At 72.1% G+C, this 18,706-nt stretch carries 16 protein-coding genes; 9 read left to right on the top strand and 7 right to left on the bottom strand.

All coding sequences use genetic code 11. The annotated features are described in order from the left end of the window. Nucleotides 1-153 precede the first annotated feature (153 nt). The 5 genes from F1721_RS08140 to F1721_RS08120 all read left to right on the top strand — a co-directional run bounded on the left by F1721_RS08140 (nucleotide 154) and on the right by F1721_RS08120 (nucleotide 4,485). Nucleotides 154-801 (top strand): GOLPH3/VPS74 family protein, encoded by a 648-nt coding sequence (locus F1721_RS08140; protein ID WP_150065927.1) that lies wholly within the window; start codon nucleotides 154-156, stop codon nucleotides 799-801. Between the two features lie 2 nt (nucleotides 802-803). Next, entirely contained in the window at nucleotides 804-1,415 is a 612-nt protein-coding gene (locus F1721_RS08135) for a GOLPH3/VPS74 family protein (protein WP_170301397.1), read from the top strand. Between the two features lie 60 nt (nucleotides 1,416-1,475). Continuing rightward, nucleotides 1,476-2,891: a M20/M25/M40 family metallo-hydrolase gene (locus F1721_RS08130; protein WP_150065925.1), complete on the top strand. Its 1,416-nt coding sequence runs from the start codon at nucleotides 1,476-1,478 to the stop codon at nucleotides 2,889-2,891. Between the two features lie 143 nt (nucleotides 2,892-3,034). Next, nucleotides 3,035-3,841: an ABC transporter ATP-binding protein gene (locus tag F1721_RS08125; protein ID WP_150066082.1), complete on the top strand. Its 807-nt coding sequence runs from the start codon at nucleotides 3,035-3,037 to the stop codon at nucleotides 3,839-3,841. Beyond that, nucleotides 3,838-4,485, top strand: a complete 648-nt coding sequence (locus F1721_RS08120) for a hypothetical protein (protein WP_150065924.1) — start codon at nucleotides 3,838-3,840, stop codon at nucleotides 4,483-4,485. The genes F1721_RS08125 and F1721_RS08120 overlap by 4 nt, the downstream gene beginning before the upstream one ends. Here the strand turns inward: F1721_RS08120 and F1721_RS08115 are convergent. From F1721_RS08115 to F1721_RS08100, 4 genes are all read right to left on the bottom strand, one after another. Further along, nucleotides 4,482-4,673 (bottom strand): PspC domain-containing protein, encoded by a 192-nt coding sequence (locus F1721_RS08115; protein ID WP_170301396.1) that lies wholly within the window; start codon nucleotides 4,671-4,673, stop codon nucleotides 4,482-4,484. The two genes, F1721_RS08120 and F1721_RS08115, sit on opposite strands and share 4 nt — an antisense overlap. Before the next feature lie 68 nt (nucleotides 4,674-4,741). Continuing rightward, the gene (locus F1721_RS08110; RefSeq protein ID WP_387510480.1) at nucleotides 4,742-6,370 is read right to left on the bottom strand and encodes a glycosyltransferase family 87 protein; all 1,629 of its coding nucleotides are present in this window, start codon (nucleotides 6,368-6,370) and stop codon (nucleotides 4,742-4,744) included. A gap of 78 nt (nucleotides 6,371-6,448) precedes the next feature. Further along, nucleotides 6,449-9,703 carry a transglycosylase domain-containing protein gene (locus F1721_RS08105; RefSeq protein ID WP_150065923.1) on the bottom strand — a complete coding sequence of 1,085 codons (3,255 nt, stop codon included), beginning with the start codon at nucleotides 9,701-9,703 and terminating at the stop codon, nucleotides 6,449-6,451. Between the two features lie 103 nt (nucleotides 9,704-9,806). Further along, on the bottom strand, nucleotides 9,807-10,211 hold the full coding sequence (locus tag F1721_RS08100; protein WP_211840369.1) for a DUF5318 domain-containing protein: 405 nt from the start codon (nucleotides 10,209-10,211) through the stop codon (nucleotides 9,807-9,809). A gap of 225 nt (nucleotides 10,212-10,436) precedes the next feature. Between F1721_RS08100 and F1721_RS08095 the strand changes: the two genes are divergently transcribed. Both F1721_RS08095 and F1721_RS08090 read left to right on the top strand, forming a co-directional pair. After that, nucleotides 10,437-11,006, top strand: a complete 570-nt coding sequence (locus F1721_RS08095; protein ID WP_150065921.1) for a PadR family transcriptional regulator — start codon at nucleotides 10,437-10,439, stop codon at nucleotides 11,004-11,006. 20 nt (nucleotides 11,007-11,026) lie between these two features. Beyond that, nucleotides 11,027-12,118, top strand: coding sequence for an inositol-3-phosphate synthase (locus F1721_RS08090; protein WP_150066079.1), 1,092 nt, complete (start codon nucleotides 11,027-11,029; stop codon nucleotides 12,116-12,118). A gap of 307 nt (nucleotides 12,119-12,425) precedes the next feature. Here F1721_RS08090 and F1721_RS08085 read toward each other — a convergent pair whose 3' ends face one another. Continuing rightward, entirely contained in the window at nucleotides 12,426-13,277 is an 852-nt protein-coding gene (locus F1721_RS08085; RefSeq protein WP_150065920.1) for a GGDEF domain-containing protein, read from the bottom strand. 297 nt (nucleotides 13,278-13,574) lie between these two features. On the opposite strand from F1721_RS08085, the gene F1721_RS08080 reads away from it, so the two are divergent. Then, on the top strand, nucleotides 13,575-14,873 hold the full coding sequence (locus F1721_RS08080; RefSeq protein ID WP_150065919.1) for a glycosyltransferase 87 family protein: 1,299 nt from the start codon (nucleotides 13,575-13,577) through the stop codon (nucleotides 14,871-14,873). 124 nt (nucleotides 14,874-14,997) lie between these two features. On the opposite strand, the gene F1721_RS08075 is transcribed toward F1721_RS08080, so the two are convergent. Together F1721_RS08075 and F1721_RS08070 are read right to left on the bottom strand one after the other, a co-directional pair. Next, a complete protein-coding gene (locus F1721_RS08075; RefSeq protein WP_211840368.1) occupies nucleotides 14,998-16,311 on the bottom strand; it encodes a hypothetical protein in 1,314 nt (437 codons plus the stop codon). Nucleotides 16,312-16,471: 160 nt separating this feature from the next. Then, on the bottom strand, nucleotides 16,472-17,266 hold the full coding sequence (locus F1721_RS08070; protein ID WP_150065918.1) for a hypothetical protein: 795 nt from the start codon (nucleotides 17,264-17,266) through the stop codon (nucleotides 16,472-16,474). Between the two features lie 205 nt (nucleotides 17,267-17,471). Between F1721_RS08070 and F1721_RS08065 the strand changes: the two genes are divergently transcribed. Then, nucleotides 17,472-18,644, top strand: coding sequence for an AI-2E family transporter (locus F1721_RS08065; RefSeq protein ID WP_150065917.1), 1,173 nt, complete (start codon nucleotides 17,472-17,474; stop codon nucleotides 18,642-18,644). Nucleotides 18,645-18,706 lie beyond the last annotated feature (62 nt).

Raw genomic sequence — 18,706 nt, 5'->3', positions numbered from 1 at the left:
CTCGTTCTGCGTGGCGGTGCAAGTGGCGGAACCTCAGCGCCCGCCTGGCTGTGGGGTCCCTGACTGATGTATGCCAGATTCCCGGCCACGGCGATTCGCAGTTTCAACTGAAACTGCGGCCCCGGGGGCGGCGCGCGCTGCCAGACTGGGCCGATGACCTCGCTCACCCTGCCGGAGGAGTTCGTCCTGCTGCTGCAGCGGGACAACGGCTCCCACCACTCGTCGGCGGACCACACCGGTGCGGCCGAGCTCGGTGAACTGGTGCTGCAGCGCCGGGTGTCGTTCACCGGCAAGAAGATCCAGGTCGACGACCCGAGCCCCAGCGGCGTCGGCTGGATCGGCGAATCGATCGGCTACCTGCAGCGGAAGGCCGGGCCGCGGCACAAGCCGGTGGCCGCGACGACCTTCATCCAGAGCCGCCGCGGCGCGCGCAAGCGGCACTGCGCCGCCCTGGTGCAACGCGGTCTGATGCGGCACGAGCAGCGGTCCGCGCTGTTCATCCCGTACGACAAGTACTTCCCGGACCAGACGGCCCGCACCTCGCTGGTCGAGGAGATCCGCTCCGCCGCCCGCGGCGAGCAAGAGCTGGACAACCGGTTGGCGCTGCTCGCGGCGCTGACGCACGCGACCGGTCTGGTCCGGCACCTCGGCTTCGAGCGCGCGGAGCGCAAGCGGCTGAAGGAGATCAGCAAGGGCGAGGCGCTGGGCAAGGCCGTCGAGCAGGTGGTCGCGGCGGCAACCGTGGCGATCACCACCAGCGCCATCGCGGCGAGCTCGGCAGCGGTCACCGGCGGGAGCTGAGCGTGATCCTCTCCGACGAGCTGGCCCTGATCGGGCACACCCCGGAAGGAGCCCGCTACGGCGGGGCGCCCCGCGTCGCGATCGCCGCCGGGGAGGTCGGCGAGCTGCTGCTCCAGCAACGGCTGGTGCCGGACGGCCGGTTCCTGCTGGTGCGCGATCCGACGCCGACGGGGCACCCGGTGCCGGACCAGGTCCTCGGCCAGCTGGTGCACCGCCGCAGCCCGATGCGGCTGGGCACCCTGCTGGTGGACCGGGCGAACTGCTACCCGGCGAAGATGAACCACCTGGTCAGCACCGGTCTCGTCCGGGCCGAAGCGCGGGGGAGCGTGTTCGCCCGGCACCGCTACGTGCCGGAACCGAACCTCCGCAACGCCGTGCTGCTCCGGCTGCAGAACATGCTGACCGGCGCGGCGGCACCGGACCCGCGCACGGTCGCGCTCGCCGGGATCGTGCACGGCGCCGCCCTGGGGACGGAGCTCATCCCGTTCGCCGACCACCGCGCCGCCCTCGCCCACTTCGGCGAGCGCGAACCGCTCGGCAGGGCGGTCCAGGAGGTGCTCGCGCGGTCCAACACCGCGGCGGTGGCGGCCACGGTGATCGTCACCAGTTCCTGACCTGCTGGGCAGTTCCGGCCAGGACCGGGGGCCGGGGTTCCGCGGGCATAGGATCGCGGCGTGGATCGTGTTGCCGTTGCGAAGACCGTTGATCGGGTGTGGGACGAATCCGTCCTGCCGAGCCTCTCGGAGCTAGTGGAGATCCCAGCAGTCTCCCCCGCCTTCGACGCCGGCTGGGCCGAGTCCGGGCACCTCGACGCCGCCGTCGAGCACGTGCGCCGGTGGATCACCGCGCGCGGGATCGAGGGCGCCGAGGTCGAGGTGGTGCGGCTGCCCGAGCGCACGCCGCTGCTGCTCGTGGACGTCCCGGCCACCGAGGGCGCCGCCGAGGGGACCGTGCTGCTCTACGGGCACCTCGACAAGCAGCCGCCGATGGGCGGCTGGTCCGAGGGCTTGGGCCCGTGGACGCCGGTGGTCCGCGACGACCGGCTGTACGGCCGCGGCGCGGCCGACGACGGGTACGCGGGGTACGCGGCGGTCACCGCGATCGAGGCGGTCCGCGCGCACGGCGGTGCGCACGCGCGCTGCGTGGTGCTGCTCGAGACCGGCGAGGAGTCCGGCAGCCCGGACCTGCCGGCCTACCTGGAGCACCTGTCCGAGCGGCTCGGCGACGTGTCGCTGGTGGTGTGCCTGGACTCCGGGGCCGGTGACTACGACCGGATGTGGCTGACCACCTCGCTGCGCGGCATGGTCTCGCTGGAGGTGACCGTGCAGGTGCTGGAGAGCGGCCTGCACTCCGGCATCGCCAGCGGCATCGTGCCCAGCTCGTTCCGCGTGCTGCGGCAGCTGCTGGACCGGCTGGAGGACTCCGCCACCGGCGAGATCCTGGTGCCCGAGCTGAACGTGGCGATCCCGGAGAACCGGATCGCCGAGACGCGCTCGTCGATCGCGGCCGCGCCGGGCCTGGTGCGCAACTCGGTGCCGTGGCTGGACGGCCTGCGACCGGTCGCCGAGGACGAGGTCGAGCTGGCGCTGAACAACTCCTGGCGGCCGACGCTGTCGATCATCGGCGCCGAGGGCCTGCCGGGACCGGGCGACGCGGGCAACGTGCTCCGGCCTTACACGACCGTCCTGCTGAGCTTCCGGCTGCCGCCGACCGCGGACCCGGAAGCCGCGCTGCGCGCCGTGCGGGAGAAGCTGACCACCGACGTGCCCTACGGCGCGAAGGTGACCTTCGGGCACACCGAGGCCGGGCTGGGCTGGAACGCGCCCGATCTCGCGCCGTGGCTGGAGACCGCGCTCGACCAGGCCTCCGACGAGGTGTTCGGCGCGGAGTGGCGGACGATGGGCCTCGGCGGCTCGATCCCGTTCATGGGCCTGCTGCAGGACGCCTACCCGGCGGCGCAGTTCGTGGTGACCGGTGCGCTCGGCCCGGACAGCAACGCGCACGTGCCGGACGAATCGCTGAACCTGCCGTTCGCCGCGAAGATCACCTCGGCGATCGCCTACGTCCTGGACGCGCACGCCAACCGCTGACGTTTCCCCCGGGTGGCGCAGTTCCGAGCGCGCCACCCGGGGGACCGGGCGGACCGACCGCTCGGCACGAGGTGGAACGCGCGGCGGGGCGCGGGAGCGGATGCCCCCGCGGTTTCCGCTGGTGGACAGGGGGTTTCGGGGTGGTGCGAGAACTGGTCGGGGTGGTCAAGGAGTACGGGTCGCGACCGGTGCTGCGGGGCGTGGACCTCGCGGTGGCGGCCGGTGAGGTGGTCGGTGTCCTGGGCACCAACGGTTCCGGGAAGTCCACGCTGCTGCGCATCCTCGCCGGGATCTCCCGACCGTCCTCCGGAACCACCTCCGGACGACCGCGCACCGGCTACGTGCCCGACCGGTTCCCCGCGCGGCAGCGGATGAGCGCCCTCGCCTACCTCTGCCACCTCGGCCGGATCAGCGGGCTGCCCGCGGCCGAAGCCCGGCGGCGCGCCGGGGCGTGGCTGGAGCGCTTCGCGCTGGCCGGTGGCCCGGACACGCCGCTGCGGGACCTGTCGAAGGGCAACGCGCAGAAGGTCGGGCTGGTGCAGGCGCTGCTGCCGGAGCCGGATCTGCTGGTGCTGGACGAACCGTGGTCCGGGCTGGACGCGGCGACCCGCGCGGTGCTGACCGAGGTCGTCGGCGAGGCCGCCGCCGCGGGCACCGCCGTGGTGTTCACCGACCACCGCCCGGACTTCGTGCAGAGCACGGCCACCCGGTCGCACCGGCTCGTCGACGGTCGGCTCCAGCTGCTCGATGCCGAGGTGTCGACCTGCCGAATCCTGTTGCGCGGTGGGGAGGACGCGGACTGGGCCGGGCGGCCGGGCGTGGTGGCGGCGCGGCGCGACGGCGACGTCGAGCTGGAAGTGGCGGTGGCGGAGCGGGAATCGCTGCTGCTCGAAGCGATCCGGCGCGGCTGCGCGGTGATCGCGGTGGATTCCCGCGCGGGGCGACGATGATCGCGCTGATCCGCTACCGGCTCGCCGAGCTCGGGCACTCCCAGCGCTACCTGCCGCCGGTGTTGCTCTACATCGGACTGCTCGCGGTACTCCACAGCGACAACGCCGGTCCGGCGCTGCCCAGCTACGCGGTGACCGCCGCCGCGCTGCTGGTGGTGGCGGCGTGGCTGACGATCGCGCTGGTCGACGTGGAGGACGTCGTGCAGCGCACGGTCACCCGCGCGCACGTCGGCTCGGTGCACCGGATGCTCGTCGGCACCGTGCTGACCGTGCTGTGCTGCGCGGGCGGGCTGGCGGTGCTGACCACCGCCTGGTCCCAGGTCTCGTCGGGATTCGCCCACCCGGCAGCGGATCTCGCGATCGGGCTGCTCGCGCACGTCGTGTGCGCGGCGTTCGGCATCGCGGTCGCGCTGCCGTGCTCGGGACTGGTGGTCCGCCGGATCGGCTACACCGCGATCGCCGCAGCGGCGCTGCTGGCGATCACGCTGCTGGCCGAGCGGCTCCCGCTCGCCCACCCGCTCCTGCTCGGGCTGAGCTCGGCGTCGGCGCCACCGGCCCTGCTGATCCAGTCCACCCTCACCGCCGCAGGACTGCTCGCCGCCAGCACGGTCCTGGTCGCCGCCTGGGTGGTCCGCCGCGGCTAGCGCTTCGGGATGAGGATCCAGAGGACCAGGTAGACCACGAACTGCGGGCCGGGGAGCAGGCAGGACAGCAGGAAGAGGATCCGGACCGTGGACGGCTTCATGCCGAACCGCTGGGCGAGTCCGGCGCACACCCCGGCGATCATCGCGTTGTCCCGCGGGCGGGCCAGGGGCATTCGGTAGGTCGTCATGCCTCCAGGCTCCCCTCCGAGGGGCGGTCGCGCGTCAGGGTGGACCCGGAGTTGTCCCCGACCCGCGCTCAGCCGGTCGGGGTCGGGGTCTTGGCCCGGCGCTCCGGGGTCCTCGGCGCGGGGAGGACGAAGCGGTCCGGGGCTCCGTCGAGGACACCGCCGCACGGGTCGTCCAGGGCGTCCGGGACGCGTTCCGGGCGGACCGCGAGGGTGGCGCGGACCTTGTCCCGGGCCGGGTCGAGGATCTCCCGGACGATCAGGACGCAGAGCGCCACCACCACCGCGTCCCGGATGACGACCGCGCCCAGGAACCAGCCCTCGGGCAGGCCCTTGTTGGCCGTGCCGAGGTAGTAGTACATGCGCGGGGCCCAGACCGCCGCGTCGACGAGCATCCAGGTCAGCAGCAGGCGCCAGCGCGGGATCGCCAGGACCGCCAGCGGCACCAGCCACAGCGAGTACTGCGGGCTCCAGACCTTGTTGGTCAGCAGGAACGCCGCCACCACCAGGAAGCACAGCTGCGCCAGCCGCGGGCGGGTCGGGGCCGCCAGCGCCAGCCACGCGATGCCCGCGCAGGCCAGCAGGAACAGCGCGAGGCTCACCGAGTTGAGCACGGTCGGGATCGCGCCGTTCGGCAGCTCGCCGTCGAAACCGGCCCAGCCGGTGAAGTGCATCAGCACGTTGTACAGCGAGTCCGGGTCGGCCGGGCGCTCGTTGTTCAGCCGGAAGAACTCGCCCCAGCCGTCCGGGTAGAGCACCAGGACCGGCACGTTCACCGCCAGCCAGGCCAGCGCCGCGGCCAGCACCGCGCGCACCGCATCCGGCACCTTGCCCGCCCGCCAGGCCAGCACCAGCAGCGGGCCGAGGAAGAACAGCGGGTAGAGCTTGGCCGCTCCGCCCAGGCCGATCAGCACCCCGGCCAGCACCGGCCTGCGCCGCGCCCACGCGAGCAGGCCAGCGGTGCCCAGCGCGGTGGCCAGCGCGTCGAAGTTGGTGAAGACGTGCACGAAGACCAGCGGCGAGAGCGCGGCGAGCGCCACGTCCCACATCCGCCTGCGGCACAGCGCCACCAGCGCCCAGATGGTCACCAGCCAGGCCGCGGCCAGCCAGAACGCGGAGAGGTTGAAGTACAGCACGCTGGTCAGGCCGCCGGGCAGCAGGCCGAGCCCGGCCAGCGTCGCCCACCCGTCGGCGGCCCGCGCGTTGACCCACTGGAACAGCCCGGTCAGCACCGGGTACTCCATGTACCGGACCTTCTCCTGCGGGGTCCCCCGGTTCTCCAGCCACGGCGTCTTGTACGGGAACGCGTCGTCGCGCGCCAGGTCGCCCATGCCGTAGCGCGGGATGATGTCGGTGTAGCACATGGCGGTGTACTGCTTGTTGTTCCGCCAGTCCAGCTGCGGGCCGCTGCCGGTCTCGTAGGTCAGCTGGCAGGGCGCCTTGAACAGCCACGCCGCGGCCAGCACCAGCACCGCGAACAGCAGGATCACCCGCAGCGGCGTCCAGAACCACTGCCTGCCGACCTGCGCGTGCCGCCCCAGCCGACCGCCGAACGGGCGGCTGATCCGCTGCGCCAGCGGCTCCGACCAGGTCGGCGCGACGCGGTCGGCGGGGCCGAGCGAGTCGCCGTCCACCGCCGAATCCGGACGCCGACCGGGGATCGGCGGATCAGTGCTGGCGGGCTCGGTCGAGGTGGACACGTCCGGATGCTACTTGGCGCGGAAGACGCACGAGGGGCACCCGCCGCAGCGGATGCCCCTCGTGCGCGTACCGGATCGTCAGCCGTAGTTCCTCGGCCTGTCCGTCGGAGCGACGTTGTTCGGCCCGTCGCCGCTGTCGCCGTCACCGTTGTCCTGGCCGGGCGGGCACGGCGGGCTGAAGATGCCGCCGCAGTCGCGGCTCGGTCGGCCGTTGCTCGAGGTCGGGTCCTGGGACTCGCTCGGGTCCTGGGACTCGCTCGGGTTCTGCGACTCGCTCGGGTTCTGCGACGAGCTCGGCGGCTCGCTCGACTGCGTCGGCGGGGGCGGCGGCGGGACGTCCGCGAACTGCCCGATCTTCTCGCCCTCCGGGATCTTCTCCACCTTCTTGCCCTGCAGGTAGGAGTTCATGAACTTCTGCCACACCAGGGACGGGTACTTGCTGCCGTAGAAGGTCTTGCCGCTGGAGTCCTTCAGCGGCTTCGGATCGCCGTCGTTGTTGAGCATCGCCACCGCCGTGGAGATCTGCGGCGTCGCGCCGATCATCCAGGCGTTGCGGTTCAGGTCCGTGCGACCCCACTGGTGGGTACCGGTCTTGGCCCACACCGGCCGGTTCCCGTTGAGCGGCACCTTGGAGTGCGAGGCCACGTCCTTCATCGACTCGGCGACGTTGTAGGCGATGTCCTTGCTCTCGTCGGCGTCGCTGCTGAACGCCGGCTCCGGCTTCGGGATGTCCAGCTCGCGCGCTCCGGTCACCGAGCTGAACGCCTCGGCCACGAAGTGCGGCTTGACCTTCTGGCCGCCGTTGACGAACGAGCCGTACGCCGCGGCCATGTCCGTCGGGAGCACCGGGTACATGCCCAGCGCGATACCGGCCTCGACCACGCCGTTGTTGGACAGCTGCGTCGAGTCCGAGATGCCCGCCTGGTGCGCGACCTCGGCGACCTTGGGGGTCCCGACCTTGTTCGCCAGGTGGACGAACACGGTGTTGACCGACTTGGTCATCGCCTCGCGGATCCCGCAGTGCGTCGGGACGTCGCAGGCCACGCCTTCGGAGTTCCGGAAGGGGCTGCCCGCGATGATCTGGTTGTCGCTGCCGTCGTAGTACTCGCCGATGCCCAGGCCCTCCTCCAGGCCCGCCGCCACCACGAACGGCTTGAACGACGAGCCGGGTTCCTGCGGTTGGCTGGCCCAGTCCAGGTCGCCGCGTTGCTCCTTCGAACCGTAGTAGGCGAGCACCCCGCCGCTCTTCGGGTCGACCGCGACCAGCGAGGTCCGCAGCGAATCCGGCTGCTCGTCCATCACCGAGTGGACGGCCTCCTCGGCCTTCTTCTGCGCGTCCGGGTCGATGGTGGTCTTGATCCGGTAGCCGCCGCGGGACAGCTCGTCCTCGTTCAGCCCCTGGTCGGCCAGCTCGGTCTTGACGGCCTTCCAGATGGCGTCCTGCTCGGGGGTGAGCTGGGTGTCCTTCCGCCACTCGAAGCGGGGGAGGGCTTCGGGGTACTGCATGGACTCCCGCTCACCGGGCTGGAGGAAGCCGTTCGCCTCCATCTGCCCGACGACGTAGTCCCAGCGCTGCTTGGCCTTCTCCGGGTTCAGGCCGGGGTCGTTGCTGTTCTTGCCGTAGGGCGCCTGCACCACACCGGCCAGGACGGCGGCCTCGGCGTTGTTCAGCTGGCTCGGCTCCTTGCCGAAGTACGCCTTCGCCGCGGCCTTGATCCCGTTCGTACCGCGGCCGTAGGTGGCCGTGTTCATGTACGCCAGCAGGATCTCGTCCTTGGACTTCTGGTTCGTCAGCTTGTACGCCAGCACGACCTCTTTGATCTTGCGGACGTAGGTCGGGTCCTTCTTCAGGTCCTGGTCCAGCTTGAGGAACTGCTGGGTGACCGTCGAGCCACCGCCGACGCCGGAGCCGGTCACCATGAAGTAGGCCGACCGCATGATGCCCATGAAGTCGAACCCGGGGTTGTCGTAGAAGGAGGCGTCCTCCGCGGCGATGGTCGCGTTGCGCATCGCCGGGGAGATCTCCCCGATGTTGTTCACCACCTCGCGGGTGTCGTTGTTGGTGACGCGCGCCATCGGTTCACCGTTGGCGTACAGCAGGTCGATCGGCCGCTCCGAGTCCATCACCTTGGCCTGGTCCGGCGCTTCCCACGCCATGTAGCCGTAGAGGAACACCGCGACCGGCGTCAGGACGAACAGCGCGGCGGCGACGTAGCAGGCTCGCCGCACCCGCAGCCAGAGGCGGCTGCGCTTGGCTCGCTGGGCGCTCATCTCGTCGTCCGGGTCGTCGTCGGCCGGGCCGAAGTCGTCGAATCCGTCGTCGCCATCGCGATCATCCCCGTAGCGGGCGTCGCCGCGCCCGTCGTCGTAGTTGTCGTACGGGTCGTCGTCGTCCTGGTAATCGTCGGCGTAGTAGTTGTAGGTGCCCTGCTCCTGGTGCGTGAGCAGCTGCGGCTCGCGGGGGTTCCCCGCACCACCGCCGTTCGCACCCGTCGCAGCACCGGCAGCAGCGCCACCGGCCGCGCCAGCAGCACCTGCGGCACCGCCCGCACCACCGGCTGCTGCACCGGCCGCACCGGCACCCGCGGCCATGCCCGCTGCCGCAGCAGCGCCCGCCGCGCCCGCGGCGGCAGCGCCGCCCGCGCGACGGCGGTCGTCCTCGCGACCCGACGCCTGCGGGATGTTCTGCGTCGGCTGCTCCGCGCTCGGCGGCTGCGGCGGCCGACCGGGCGGCGGGCCCTGGCGGGTCGGCTGCGCGCCCGGCGGAGGCGGCGGCCCCTGCCGCCCGCCACCCGGGGGCGGCGGCCCCTCCCGCCCGGCGTTCTGCGGCGGTCCGCCCTGGCCGCCGTTCGGCGGGGGCGGCACCGGGGAGTACGCGGTCGGCAGGTCGAGCTTGCGCCCGCCGTCGGCCGAATCGTCCGAATCCCCGCTCAGCCGCTTGGACAGCGCGGAGTCGTCGTCATCGTCGTCGAACGAGGGCGTCCACGCGCCGGTGCGCTCCTGCGCCGACTCCTCCTCGGGCCACTTCGCGGGCACCGCGGGCTGCTGCTGGGTCTCCTGCGCGTCCGGGTTGCCGCTCGGCCACTGCTGGTTCGGCGGGCGCTGCGGGGGCGGGGGCGGCGGTGGGCCCTGCCGCGGGCCGGGCCGCGGTTCCTCGCTCGGCCACGCCGGACCGCCCGGGCCCGGCGGCGGGCCGGGGCGCTGCGGGGGGCGCGCCTGGTCGCCGGGGCGCGGCGGACCGGGGCGCTGGGGCGGGGGTGGCGTGCCACGACCGTCGGGCTGGGGTTGCCTTGAGTGGCGGCCTCGGGAGTGGTCGTCACGCTCGTCGTTCACGAGTGGGCCTCCAGGACTTGGCGTCGGGCGACGCCGGGTGATGCGTTCACGTCGGGGTTGCGCCGCACCGGGCGCGCGGCCGTGTTCGGGGGCACGACCGCATTCACTCCGCTGCAGTCTTGCGCCGGGAACGCCGCTCGTTCAAGCCGCCGGTTCCCAGGACGTAGGACTGCACCAGGTGGTTCCAATTACATGTGCGGCATACCTCTACGACGTGGACGGTGAACTCCTCGAACACGGCGGCCATCCGGTCCAGCTCCTCGGGCGCCCGCGCCGAACCCGACGCGTGCTTGAGGGCGTCGCCGAAGACCCAGGAGACCAGGGTCAACGGCTCCTTCCGACAGACCGGGCAGGTCACCCCGCTCGGCTCACCGTGGAATTTCGCCGCCCGCAGCAGGTACGGGTCGGCGTCGCAGACCTCCATCACCCCGACGCGGCCAGCGTGGACCTGCGCGAGCAGCGCCCTGCGCTGCAACGCGTAGTCGACCACTTGCCGTTGGGTCCGCACGCCCACAGGGTACGTGGCGGTGACGACTACTCCATGCGCCGTTCAGGGCAGGCGCGCCCACCGCCCGCCACGTGCAGTGACGACGGCCACCTGAGGACCGCTCGATCGTGGTCGCCGATATATCGGCGCGATACAATCCGCCGGGTGGCCTAGCGGGAGGTGCGCACGGCGCGCGCAGTCCGGTTCCGCACGAGGCCGCCGGTGATTTCGGCCGAGGAGGTGCGGATGCTCGAACTCGCCGTGCTCGGACTCCTGCACGAGGCCCCGATGCACGGCTACGAGCTGCGGAAGCGGTTGCACGACACACCCGGTGCCTTCCGCGCGCTGTCCTGCGGAACTTTGTACCCGACGTTGCGCAGGCTCCTGCGCGCCGGACTGATCGAGGAACAACCCGAGGAGTCCGACGCGCGCAGCTGGGGGCGGCGGGCACGTCGCGTGTACCGGATCACCCCGGCCGGCGAGTTCCGCTTCACCGAGCTGGTCGGCGACTGCGGACCGCAGGCGTGCGACGACACCGCGTTCGGCGTGCACATGGTGTTCTTCTCCCGCACCCCGGCCGAGGTCCGGCTGCGGATCCTGGAGGGCAGGCGCCGCCGCGTCGAGGAACGCCGGGAGGGCCTGCGCAGCGCGCTGGCGCAGGACGACCGGTTCGACCGCTACACGCGGGAGCTGCACCGGCTCCGACTCGACCACAGCGAACGCGAGGTTCGCTGGCTCGACGAAATCATCGAACACGAACGCGCCGAGCAGACCGCTGCGGCGCGCGAGCAAGAACTGCAAGGACACGACAGATGACCAAGAAGGAGGGCCCTGCCATGGGCGGAGCCGGTCGAACGGTGCGAGTGGCGATCGTCGGCGTCGGGAACTGCGCGGCATCGCTGGTGCAGGGCGTCCACTACTACGCCGACGCCGACCCGAACAGCCGGGTGCCCGGCCTGATGCACGTCGAGTTCGGCGAGTACCACGTGCGGGACGTCAAGTTCGTGGCGGCCTTCGACGTGGACGCGAAGAAGGTCGGCCGGGACCTCTCCGAGGCCATCGTCGCGAGCGAGAACAACACGATCAAGATCGCCGACGTGCCGCCGCTGGGCGTCACCGTGCAGCGCGGCCACACCCTCGACGGCCTGGGCCGGTTCTACCGGGAGACCATCGAGGAGTCCGACGAGCAGCCGGTGGACGTCGTGCAGGCGCTCAAGGACGCCGAGGTCGACGTGCTGGTGTCCTACCTGCCGGTGGGTTCGGAGGAGGCCGACAAGTACTACGCGCAGTGCGCGATCGACGCCGGGGTGGCCTTCGTCAACGCGCTGCCGGTGTTCATCGCCTCCGACCCGGAGTGGGCGCAGAAGTTCACCGACGCGGGCGTGCCGATCGTCGGCGACGACATCAAGTCGCAGGTCGGGGCGACCATCACGCACCGGGTGCTGGCCAAGCTGTTCGAGGACCGCGGGGTGCACCTGGACCGCACGATGCAGCTCAACGTCGGCGGCAACATGGACTTCCTGAACATGAAGGAGCTGGAGCGGCTGGAGTCGAAGAAGACCTCCAAGACGCAGTCGGTGACCTCGCAGGTGGACCGCGACCTGGGCAAGCGCAACGTGCACATCGGTCCGTCGGACTACGTGCCGTGGCTGGACGACCGGAAGTGGGCCTACATCCGGCTGGAGGGCCGCGCCTTCGGCGACGTGCCGCTGAACCTGGAGTACAAGCTCGAGGTGTGGGACTCGCCGAACTCGGCGGGCATCATCATCGACGCGATCCGCGCGGCCAAGATCGCCAAGGACCGCGGCATCGGCGGCCCGATCCTGTCGGCCTCCTCCTACTTCATGAAGTCCCCGCCGGAGCAGTACTCCGACTCCGCCGCCTACCAGGCGGTCGAGGACTTCATCGAGGGCAAGGTCGAGCGCTGAGACCGGAAGGGGCACCCGCGCCGCGCGGGTGCCCCTGTTCTCATCGGGGTCTCCAGACCCACGCGGTACCTCCCTTCTCCGACGTTCAGGTCTCCGAACCTTGTTCTGATCTTCTGTCTTTGAAGCGGCGAAGCCGCTTGGCCCACCCTCGCAACCGGCATCGCCGCGGGTTCTCAGCGCTCGCATGGCGAGGACGGCCCTGACGCCGTGTATTGGACATACATAAGTCAGGGACCCCGCAGCCAGGCGGGCGCTGAGGTTCCGCCACCCGCACCGCCACGCAAACCAGCCACTGGAAATTCAGTTTTCAGTGCTGCAGCTGCTGCTCGGCCCTGGCCAGGACCGAGTGGACCGGGGCGTGGCCGTCGGTGGTGACCCAGGAGACCCGGAGGCCCGGGCGGACGCGCTTGCGGCCGACGCGCATCGGCCAGCCCGCCACCTCGCGGGCCTGCTCGGCGATCGCCTCGCCGGTGCCGCTCGGGTGCTCGGCGACCACCGCGAACTCGTCACCGCCGTAGCGGGCCACGGTGTGCTCGTCGCTGAGCCCCTCCCGGAGCCGTCCGGCCAGCGTGGTCAGCAGGTCGTCGCCGCGGTCGAAGCCGTGCTCGGCGTTGAAGTCCGCCAGCCGCTGCACGTCGATCAGCACCAGCGTGGACAGCGTGCCGCGGCTGCGCGCCCGCACCAGGGACTGCTCCAGGCGGTCCAGCAGCAGCACACGACCGGGCAGCCCGGTCAGCGGGTCCAGCAGGCCGCGGCTGTGCGGGACGTCGGTGTGCACCGACTGCAGCAGGATCAGCACGCGGCTGCGGCCCTGCACCTGCACCGCGTGGTAGTCCGCCCAGATGCGGCTCAGCGGCTGGCCGCTGCGGGCGATCACCATCGGGATGGACAGCGGGGAACCGGCGCGCAGCACCTGCCCGGCCAGCTCCGCCCAGTCCGGCATCGCCGCGCCGGTGTCGTCGCGCAGGTGCCAGCCCGCGGGCCGGGCGCCGGTGAGCAGGTCGGCCTTGGCCAGCTGCATGAGTTCGGCGGCGACGTCGTTGGTGGCCAGCACCTGTCCGCGGTCGTCGGTCAGCAGCACCCCGACGTTGAGCCCGCTGATGTAGTCGTCCCACACCGACGCCAGCTGAGCTGACGCGGCCACTTCGACGACACTCATTCGGCCCCCTCCTCCCCACCAAACGGAGCAGTCCGTCTGAGCCTCCCCCTCCACCGATGCCGTTTTCAAGAGCACGGCGGCCACCCGTAATGGTGGTATTCACGCTGGACAGATAACGCTGAGTCAGTTCTTCACGATCCATTTCCGGAGGGTTCACCTCGCCGATCGGCACTTGATGATTCGAGCAGGTGAAACATTCGCAGTGGTGCCGATCCCAAACCGGCCCCGCGACGCCCCTCCGCAACCCCCGGATCTCTACGCTTGTCGGGGGCGAGGTTCAGCCGAGGAGGACGACGAATGCCGGTGACCGGGAGCGCGCGAACACCGCTGGCGGAACGGTTGCGCGAGCACCGGGCGCTGCTGGCGGTCATCGCGGTCGCCGAGCTGATCGCGATCGTGGTCGTGTCGACCGTCAACACCCACGACCACATCGACGGCGAGGTGTACCGGCTCGGCGCGCAGGCGCTGCTGGGCGGTCGCGACCTCTACAACAACCTGCCCGCGACCGAGTCCGGGCTGATGCTGCCGTTCATCTACCCGCCGTTCGCGGCGATCGTGTTCGCCCCGCTGGCGCTGGTCCCCAAGGCCGTCTCGACGGCGGTGATCATGCTGGTCAGCCACCTCGCGCTGCTGGCCGCCCTGTACGCGGTGCTCAAGGCGGCGCCGTTCCTGCGGGCGCACAGCGAGCGGGTGCTGCTGGTCACCGCGGCGGTGCTGCCGCTGGCCACGATCAGCGAGCCGGTGCTGGAGACCATCACCTACGCGCAGATCAACATCGTGCTGATGGCGCTGGTCGCGGTGGACTGCCTGTGGCGGGTGGACGGGTCGAAGAAGCTGCCCTACCCGCGCGGGCTGCTGATCGGGCTGGCCGCCGGGATCAAGCTCACCCCGCTGGTGTTCCTGCTGCTGCCGCTGCTGCGCCGGGACCTGCGGACGATCGCCACCGCGCTGCTGACCTTCCTCGGCACCGCGCTGCTGGGCTTCGCGCTGACCTTCGACAACGCCCGGCGCTTCTGGCTGCAGGAGATGTTCGCCAGCAGCAACGTCTCGTTCGGCCCGAAGTTCACCGGGGACGCCTCGATCTACGCGGGCAACCAGTCGCTGCGGTCGCTGCTGACCAAGATCGGCGTCCCGCACCTGACCCTGGTGTTCGTCGCGCTGGCGGTGATCGCGCTGGTGCTGGCGGTGCTGGGGATGCGGCACGCGATCCGGCAGCGGGACCTGCCGACCGCGGTGGTGATCAACGGCGTGCTCGGGCTGCTGCTGTCGCCGATCTCGTGGTCGCACCACTGGGTCTGGGCGATCCCGGGGCTGGTGCTGCTGTTCGGCGCGGCCTGGGCGCGGCGGGACTGGGCGCTGCTGCTGGCGACCGCGCTGATCACCGGGTTCTTCATGATGGGCCCGCACTGGAAGGTGCCGCAGGGCAAGGGCCTGGAGCTGACCTGGAACCTCCCGCAGAACCTGATCGGCAACGCCTACGTCTACTTCGGGCTGGCCTTCCTGCTCTACAACGCGATCCTGTGGTGGCGCGCCCGCCGCTCCCCCGTCGGGGACGCCCCCGCGCCCGAACCCCCGCTCACCGCCCAGGCCCGCTGAGCCCGGCACTGATGTCAGGGCCGCCCGTGAGCTGCCGAAGCAGTCCCCAGCACCGAAGCAGCTGAGGCACGAAAAAACCGGGGCGGGAGCTCGCTGCTCCCGCCCCGGTTTCCGGTTCTGCGGATCAGATGCGGCTGAAGACGATCGTGTCCGCGTTGTCGAAGCCGCGCGGCGAACCCTCCTGGGTCAGGCCGGGCAGCGGCAGCGTCTGGTCCTGCACCGCGGTGATGTTCGGCAGACCGCCGCCGAGCACCGGCAGGGCCATCTCACCGCCGCGCGGCGCCGGGTCCGGGCGCAGCGGGCTCTGGGTGACGAGCTTGTGCTCCGGCGTCGCGGCCTGCAGCTCGTCGACGACCTCCACCGCGACCGGGGACTGCAGCGGCGCGTCGCTGAAGCGCGGGGCCGGGTCGTCCAGCGCGGCGGCGATCCGGTTCACGGTGGGCACCGAGGTCTGCCCGCCGCCGAGCGCGTTGAGGTTGCCGACCACCGGCAGCGGGGCCTGCACGCCCGGGGACTCGCTGCGCTGCGCGGTGCCCGGCGTCCGGCTCAGCTCGACCAGCGAGAGCCCGCTGAGGTCGGGCAGCTCGTTCGCCTTGGCCTGCAGCTCGCCCGGCACCTCCAGCGGCACGAAGTCGGCGCGCGGGGCGGGCTGGGCGGCCACCGCGGCCAGCGCGCGCGCCAGCACCTCGCCCGGGACGGTGTGCAGCTCGTTGCGCAGCCCCGGCAGCTCGGCGGAGGTCAGGTCCACCTGGTCCGGGGCGAGCAGGCCGCCCGACGGCGGGGTGAGCACGCCCTCCCACAGCTCGACGATGCCGTTCGCCGGGCCGAAGCCGTCGAAGTAGACCAGGTCGTCGTGCGGGGTCAGGAGATCTGCAGGGACATCCAGGACCGCACCAGGCCGAAACGTCCCCTCATCGAGGGCGGCCGCACCTCCTCGGATCACCTCGCCGATGGGCCCGGCCCAGCTCAGCGAGCGGTGGAAGCCCTCGGCCGGGGTGACCGGCCGGTTGCCGTCGAACGGCGGCAGGCCCGCCTGCTCCAGCGGGCGGGCGTCCGCCGGGTCGGCGACCCAGCCCGCCAGGTGCAGCGGGGCGACCTGCGGCGCGGTGTGCCAGTCGCGCAGCGCAGGCATCTCCTGGGTCATGTCGTTCTCGACGGCGGGCAGCAGGTCCCGCACCGGGTCCAGGGTGCCGGCCAGCGCGGTCACCTGGTGCGCGTCGCGGGACTCGACGAGCGGCGCGTTCAGCTGCGCGTGCTCGGGGAACAGGTCGCCGGACAGGCAGCGCCCGTCCGCGCCCAGCGCGTTCGCCGCCTCGCCCAGCGGCGAGCTCGGACGCTCCGGGCAGGCCTGATCGGCGGATGCGACGCCGCTGCCGACGGCCAGCATCCCACCGGTGACCAGCGCGGCCTGCACACCGCGCTTCGCCCAAGTCTGCATGGATTGCTCCTTCACGAGGTTTCCCCTGCGGGGAGGGATTGCGTGCGCCACGCCGCCGACCGGGTGCGTGCAGCACGGCGGCGGGCATTTGCGGGAATTGCCTTCGGGTTCGCGCGGCCGGGTCGCGGCGGGGTCCGCCGCACCGGCTGGGGCCGCGCGCTCAGTCGGGGGTGGTTCCCGGCTGCGGCTCGGGGACGCTGACCAGCGTTCCCGCGAGGTCGCAGGCGGGCGTTCCGGCGAAGGCCGGGACGCGGACCGGCGCGGCCGGGTACCAGCCGAGCGCGGTGGTGTTGTGGTGCGGCCCGTCGGCGCTGCCCCCGAGGCCGGGCGCGCCCGGGGTCGAGGGCAGCACGAAGGGCGCGGAGCGGACCGGGACGCCCGGCTGCGCCGGGGGCTCCTCCGGTGCGGGCGGCGCCAGCCGCTGCGGTTCGGCCGGGCGCGGCGCGGGGGTGGGCTCGGCGATCTCCGGCGCCGGGGTCGCGGCGGCGGCGACCGGTGGCGCGGCGAGCGCTGGCCGGACGGTTTCCGCCGGTGGCGGCGGTGGCACCGCCGGTCCGCTGTCGGTGGCTGGGTCCGGGGTGCTGGTCTGGGTGCCGGTGACCGCGAGCGCGTCGCTGGCGACCTGCCCGACCTCGGCGGCGGGCTGCTGCAGCACCTCGGTGACCGGTTCGGCCGCGTCGAGCAGCTTCCCGGCCGGGCCGGAGCTGACCAGCCGGAGCGGGTCGAGCCGGGTGAGCGAGAACGCCTCCGGACCGGACCGGCCGGTCTCCGGGGAGTCGGCCGCGGCGCGGTCGGCCTCGGTCTCGGCCGCGGGCTGCTCCGCCGCGTCGGCGGGACCGTGGTCGAGCAGCCAAGCCGCGGAGGTTCCGGCGACCGTCGCGCCCGCCACCACCAGCGCACGACCGAGCAGCCGCCACGGTCGGGCGGCTCCCGTCGTGCGGTCGCGGCGGGACATCTCGGGGCCAGAACCTCCTCGGCTCAGCGGTGACTCCCCACAGGACTCGATCTCCTGCTTGCCGTCGCGCACTCTTTCAAAACAACCGCCGCAGGCGTAAGCGCTGGGCGACAGCTTCGCTACATCGTGTTACTGGCGTCCGGACGACGTTGCGGGCTGTGGTCATATGCCGACCCGACCTCCCGGTCGGCGCTACGGTGACAGGGTGAACGACTTCAAGATCGCCGAACGGGACGACGCGGCCAGATCGCTGCCGCGCGTGCTGCGGGTTTCGGCCGCGCTGAGCTGGCGGGCGCTGGTCATCCTCGGCGCCGTGTACGTGGTCGGCCTGATCCTCGGGCGGATCTACGTCGTCGTGATCCCGGTGGCCATCGCGATGCTGCTGTCCGCGCTGCTGGCCCCGGTGGTGTCCGGGCTGGCGCGGCGCGGCGTGCCGCGGGCGCTGGCGACCGCGCTGGTGCTGGTCGGCGGCCTGGCCGTCGTCGGCGGCGTGCTCACCTTCGTGATCAACGCGTTCATCGAGGGCTTCCCGGACCTGCAGCAGCAGGTCATCGCCTCGCTCACCGCGCTCAAGATCCAGCTGGCCGAGGGCCCGCTGCACATCAACGACGCCCAGATCGACAACTACCTGCGGCAGGCGCAGGAGTGGTTGCAGGCCAACCAGGCGATGCTGACCAGCGGCGCGCTGTCCACCGCGGGCACCTTCGGCAACTTCCTGACCGGCCTGGTGCTGGCGCTGTTCACGCTGATCTACTTCCTGCACGACGGCCGCCGGGTGTGGCTGTTCGTGACCAAGCTGGCCCCGAAGCACGTCCGGCACAAGGTGGACGTGGCGGGCTGCCGCGGCTTCGAGTCGCTGGTCGGCTACGTGCGGGCGACCGCGATGGTGGCGGTGGTCGACGCGCTGGGCATCGGGCTGGGGCTGGTGGTCCTCGGGGTGCCGCTGGCGATCCCGCTGGCCGCGCTGGTGTTCCTCGGCGGCTTCGTGCCGATCGTCGGCGCGGTGGCCTCGGGCGCGGTCGCGGTGCTGGTCGCGCTGGTGACCAAGGGCTGGGTGACCGCGCTGATCGTGGTCGGCGTGGTGCTCCTGGTGCAGCAGCTGGAGGGCAACGTCCTGCAGCCGCTGCTGCTGGGGCGCGCGGTGCAGCTGCACGCGCTGGCCGTGGTGCTGGCGATCAGCATCGGCGCCGTGGTCTCCGGCATCGTCGGCGCGCTGCTGGCGGTCCCGCTGGTGGCGGTCCTGAACGCCTCGATCCGCTCCCTGGTCGGCGAGGACGACGAGGAGCCGGAATCCCCTCCGGAACCGGCGGACGAGGACGCGGCCGAACGCCCGAAGGACGACGAGGAACCCGAACCCGCCCCCACCGCCGACCGCTGACGTCCGGCGAATCGCAGTTTCAGTTGAGCCGTTTTCATCGCTGTCTGCGAACAGCAGCTGCG

The organism is Saccharopolyspora hirsuta, from assembly GCF_008630535.1.
Taxonomy (GTDB): domain Bacteria; phylum Actinomycetota; class Actinomycetes; order Mycobacteriales; family Pseudonocardiaceae; genus Saccharopolyspora; species Saccharopolyspora hirsuta.
The sequence above is the reverse complement of the archived record's forward strand: the minus strand, read 5'-3'. Positions and strand labels throughout refer to the sequence as shown.

What these genes read in the sequence shown, in the direction of transcription:
- F1721_RS08120 (WP_150065924.1), top strand. Translation starts at nt 3,838, where the DNA reads ATGATCGCGCTGATCCGCTACCGGCTCGCCGAGCTCGGGCACTCCCAG.
- F1721_RS08115 (WP_170301396.1), bottom strand. Translation starts at nt 4,673, where the DNA reads ATGACGACCTACCGAATGCCCCTGGCCCGCCCGCGGGACAACGCGATG.
- F1721_RS08090 (WP_150066079.1), top strand. Translation starts at nt 11,027, where the DNA reads ATGGGCGGAGCCGGTCGAACGGTGCGAGTGGCGATCGTCGGCGTCGGG.
- F1721_RS08075 (WP_211840368.1), bottom strand. Translation starts at nt 16,311, where the DNA reads ATGCAGACTTGGGCGAAGCGCGGTGTGCAGGCCGCGCTGGTCACCGGT.
- F1721_RS08095 (WP_150065921.1), top strand. Translation starts at nt 10,437, where the DNA reads ATGCTCGAACTCGCCGTGCTCGGACTCCTGCACGAGGCCCCGATGCAC.
- F1721_RS08085 (WP_150065920.1), bottom strand. Translation starts at nt 13,277, where the DNA reads ATGAGTGTCGTCGAAGTGGCCGCGTCAGCTCAGCTGGCGTCGGTGTGG.
- F1721_RS08080 (WP_150065919.1), top strand. Translation starts at nt 13,575, where the DNA reads ATGCCGGTGACCGGGAGCGCGCGAACACCGCTGGCGGAACGGTTGCGC.
- F1721_RS08140 (WP_150065927.1), top strand. Translation starts at nt 154, where the DNA reads ATGACCTCGCTCACCCTGCCGGAGGAGTTCGTCCTGCTGCTGCAGCGG.
- F1721_RS08070 (WP_150065918.1), bottom strand. Translation starts at nt 17,266, where the DNA reads ATGTCCCGCCGCGACCGCACGACGGGAGCCGCCCGACCGTGGCGGCTG.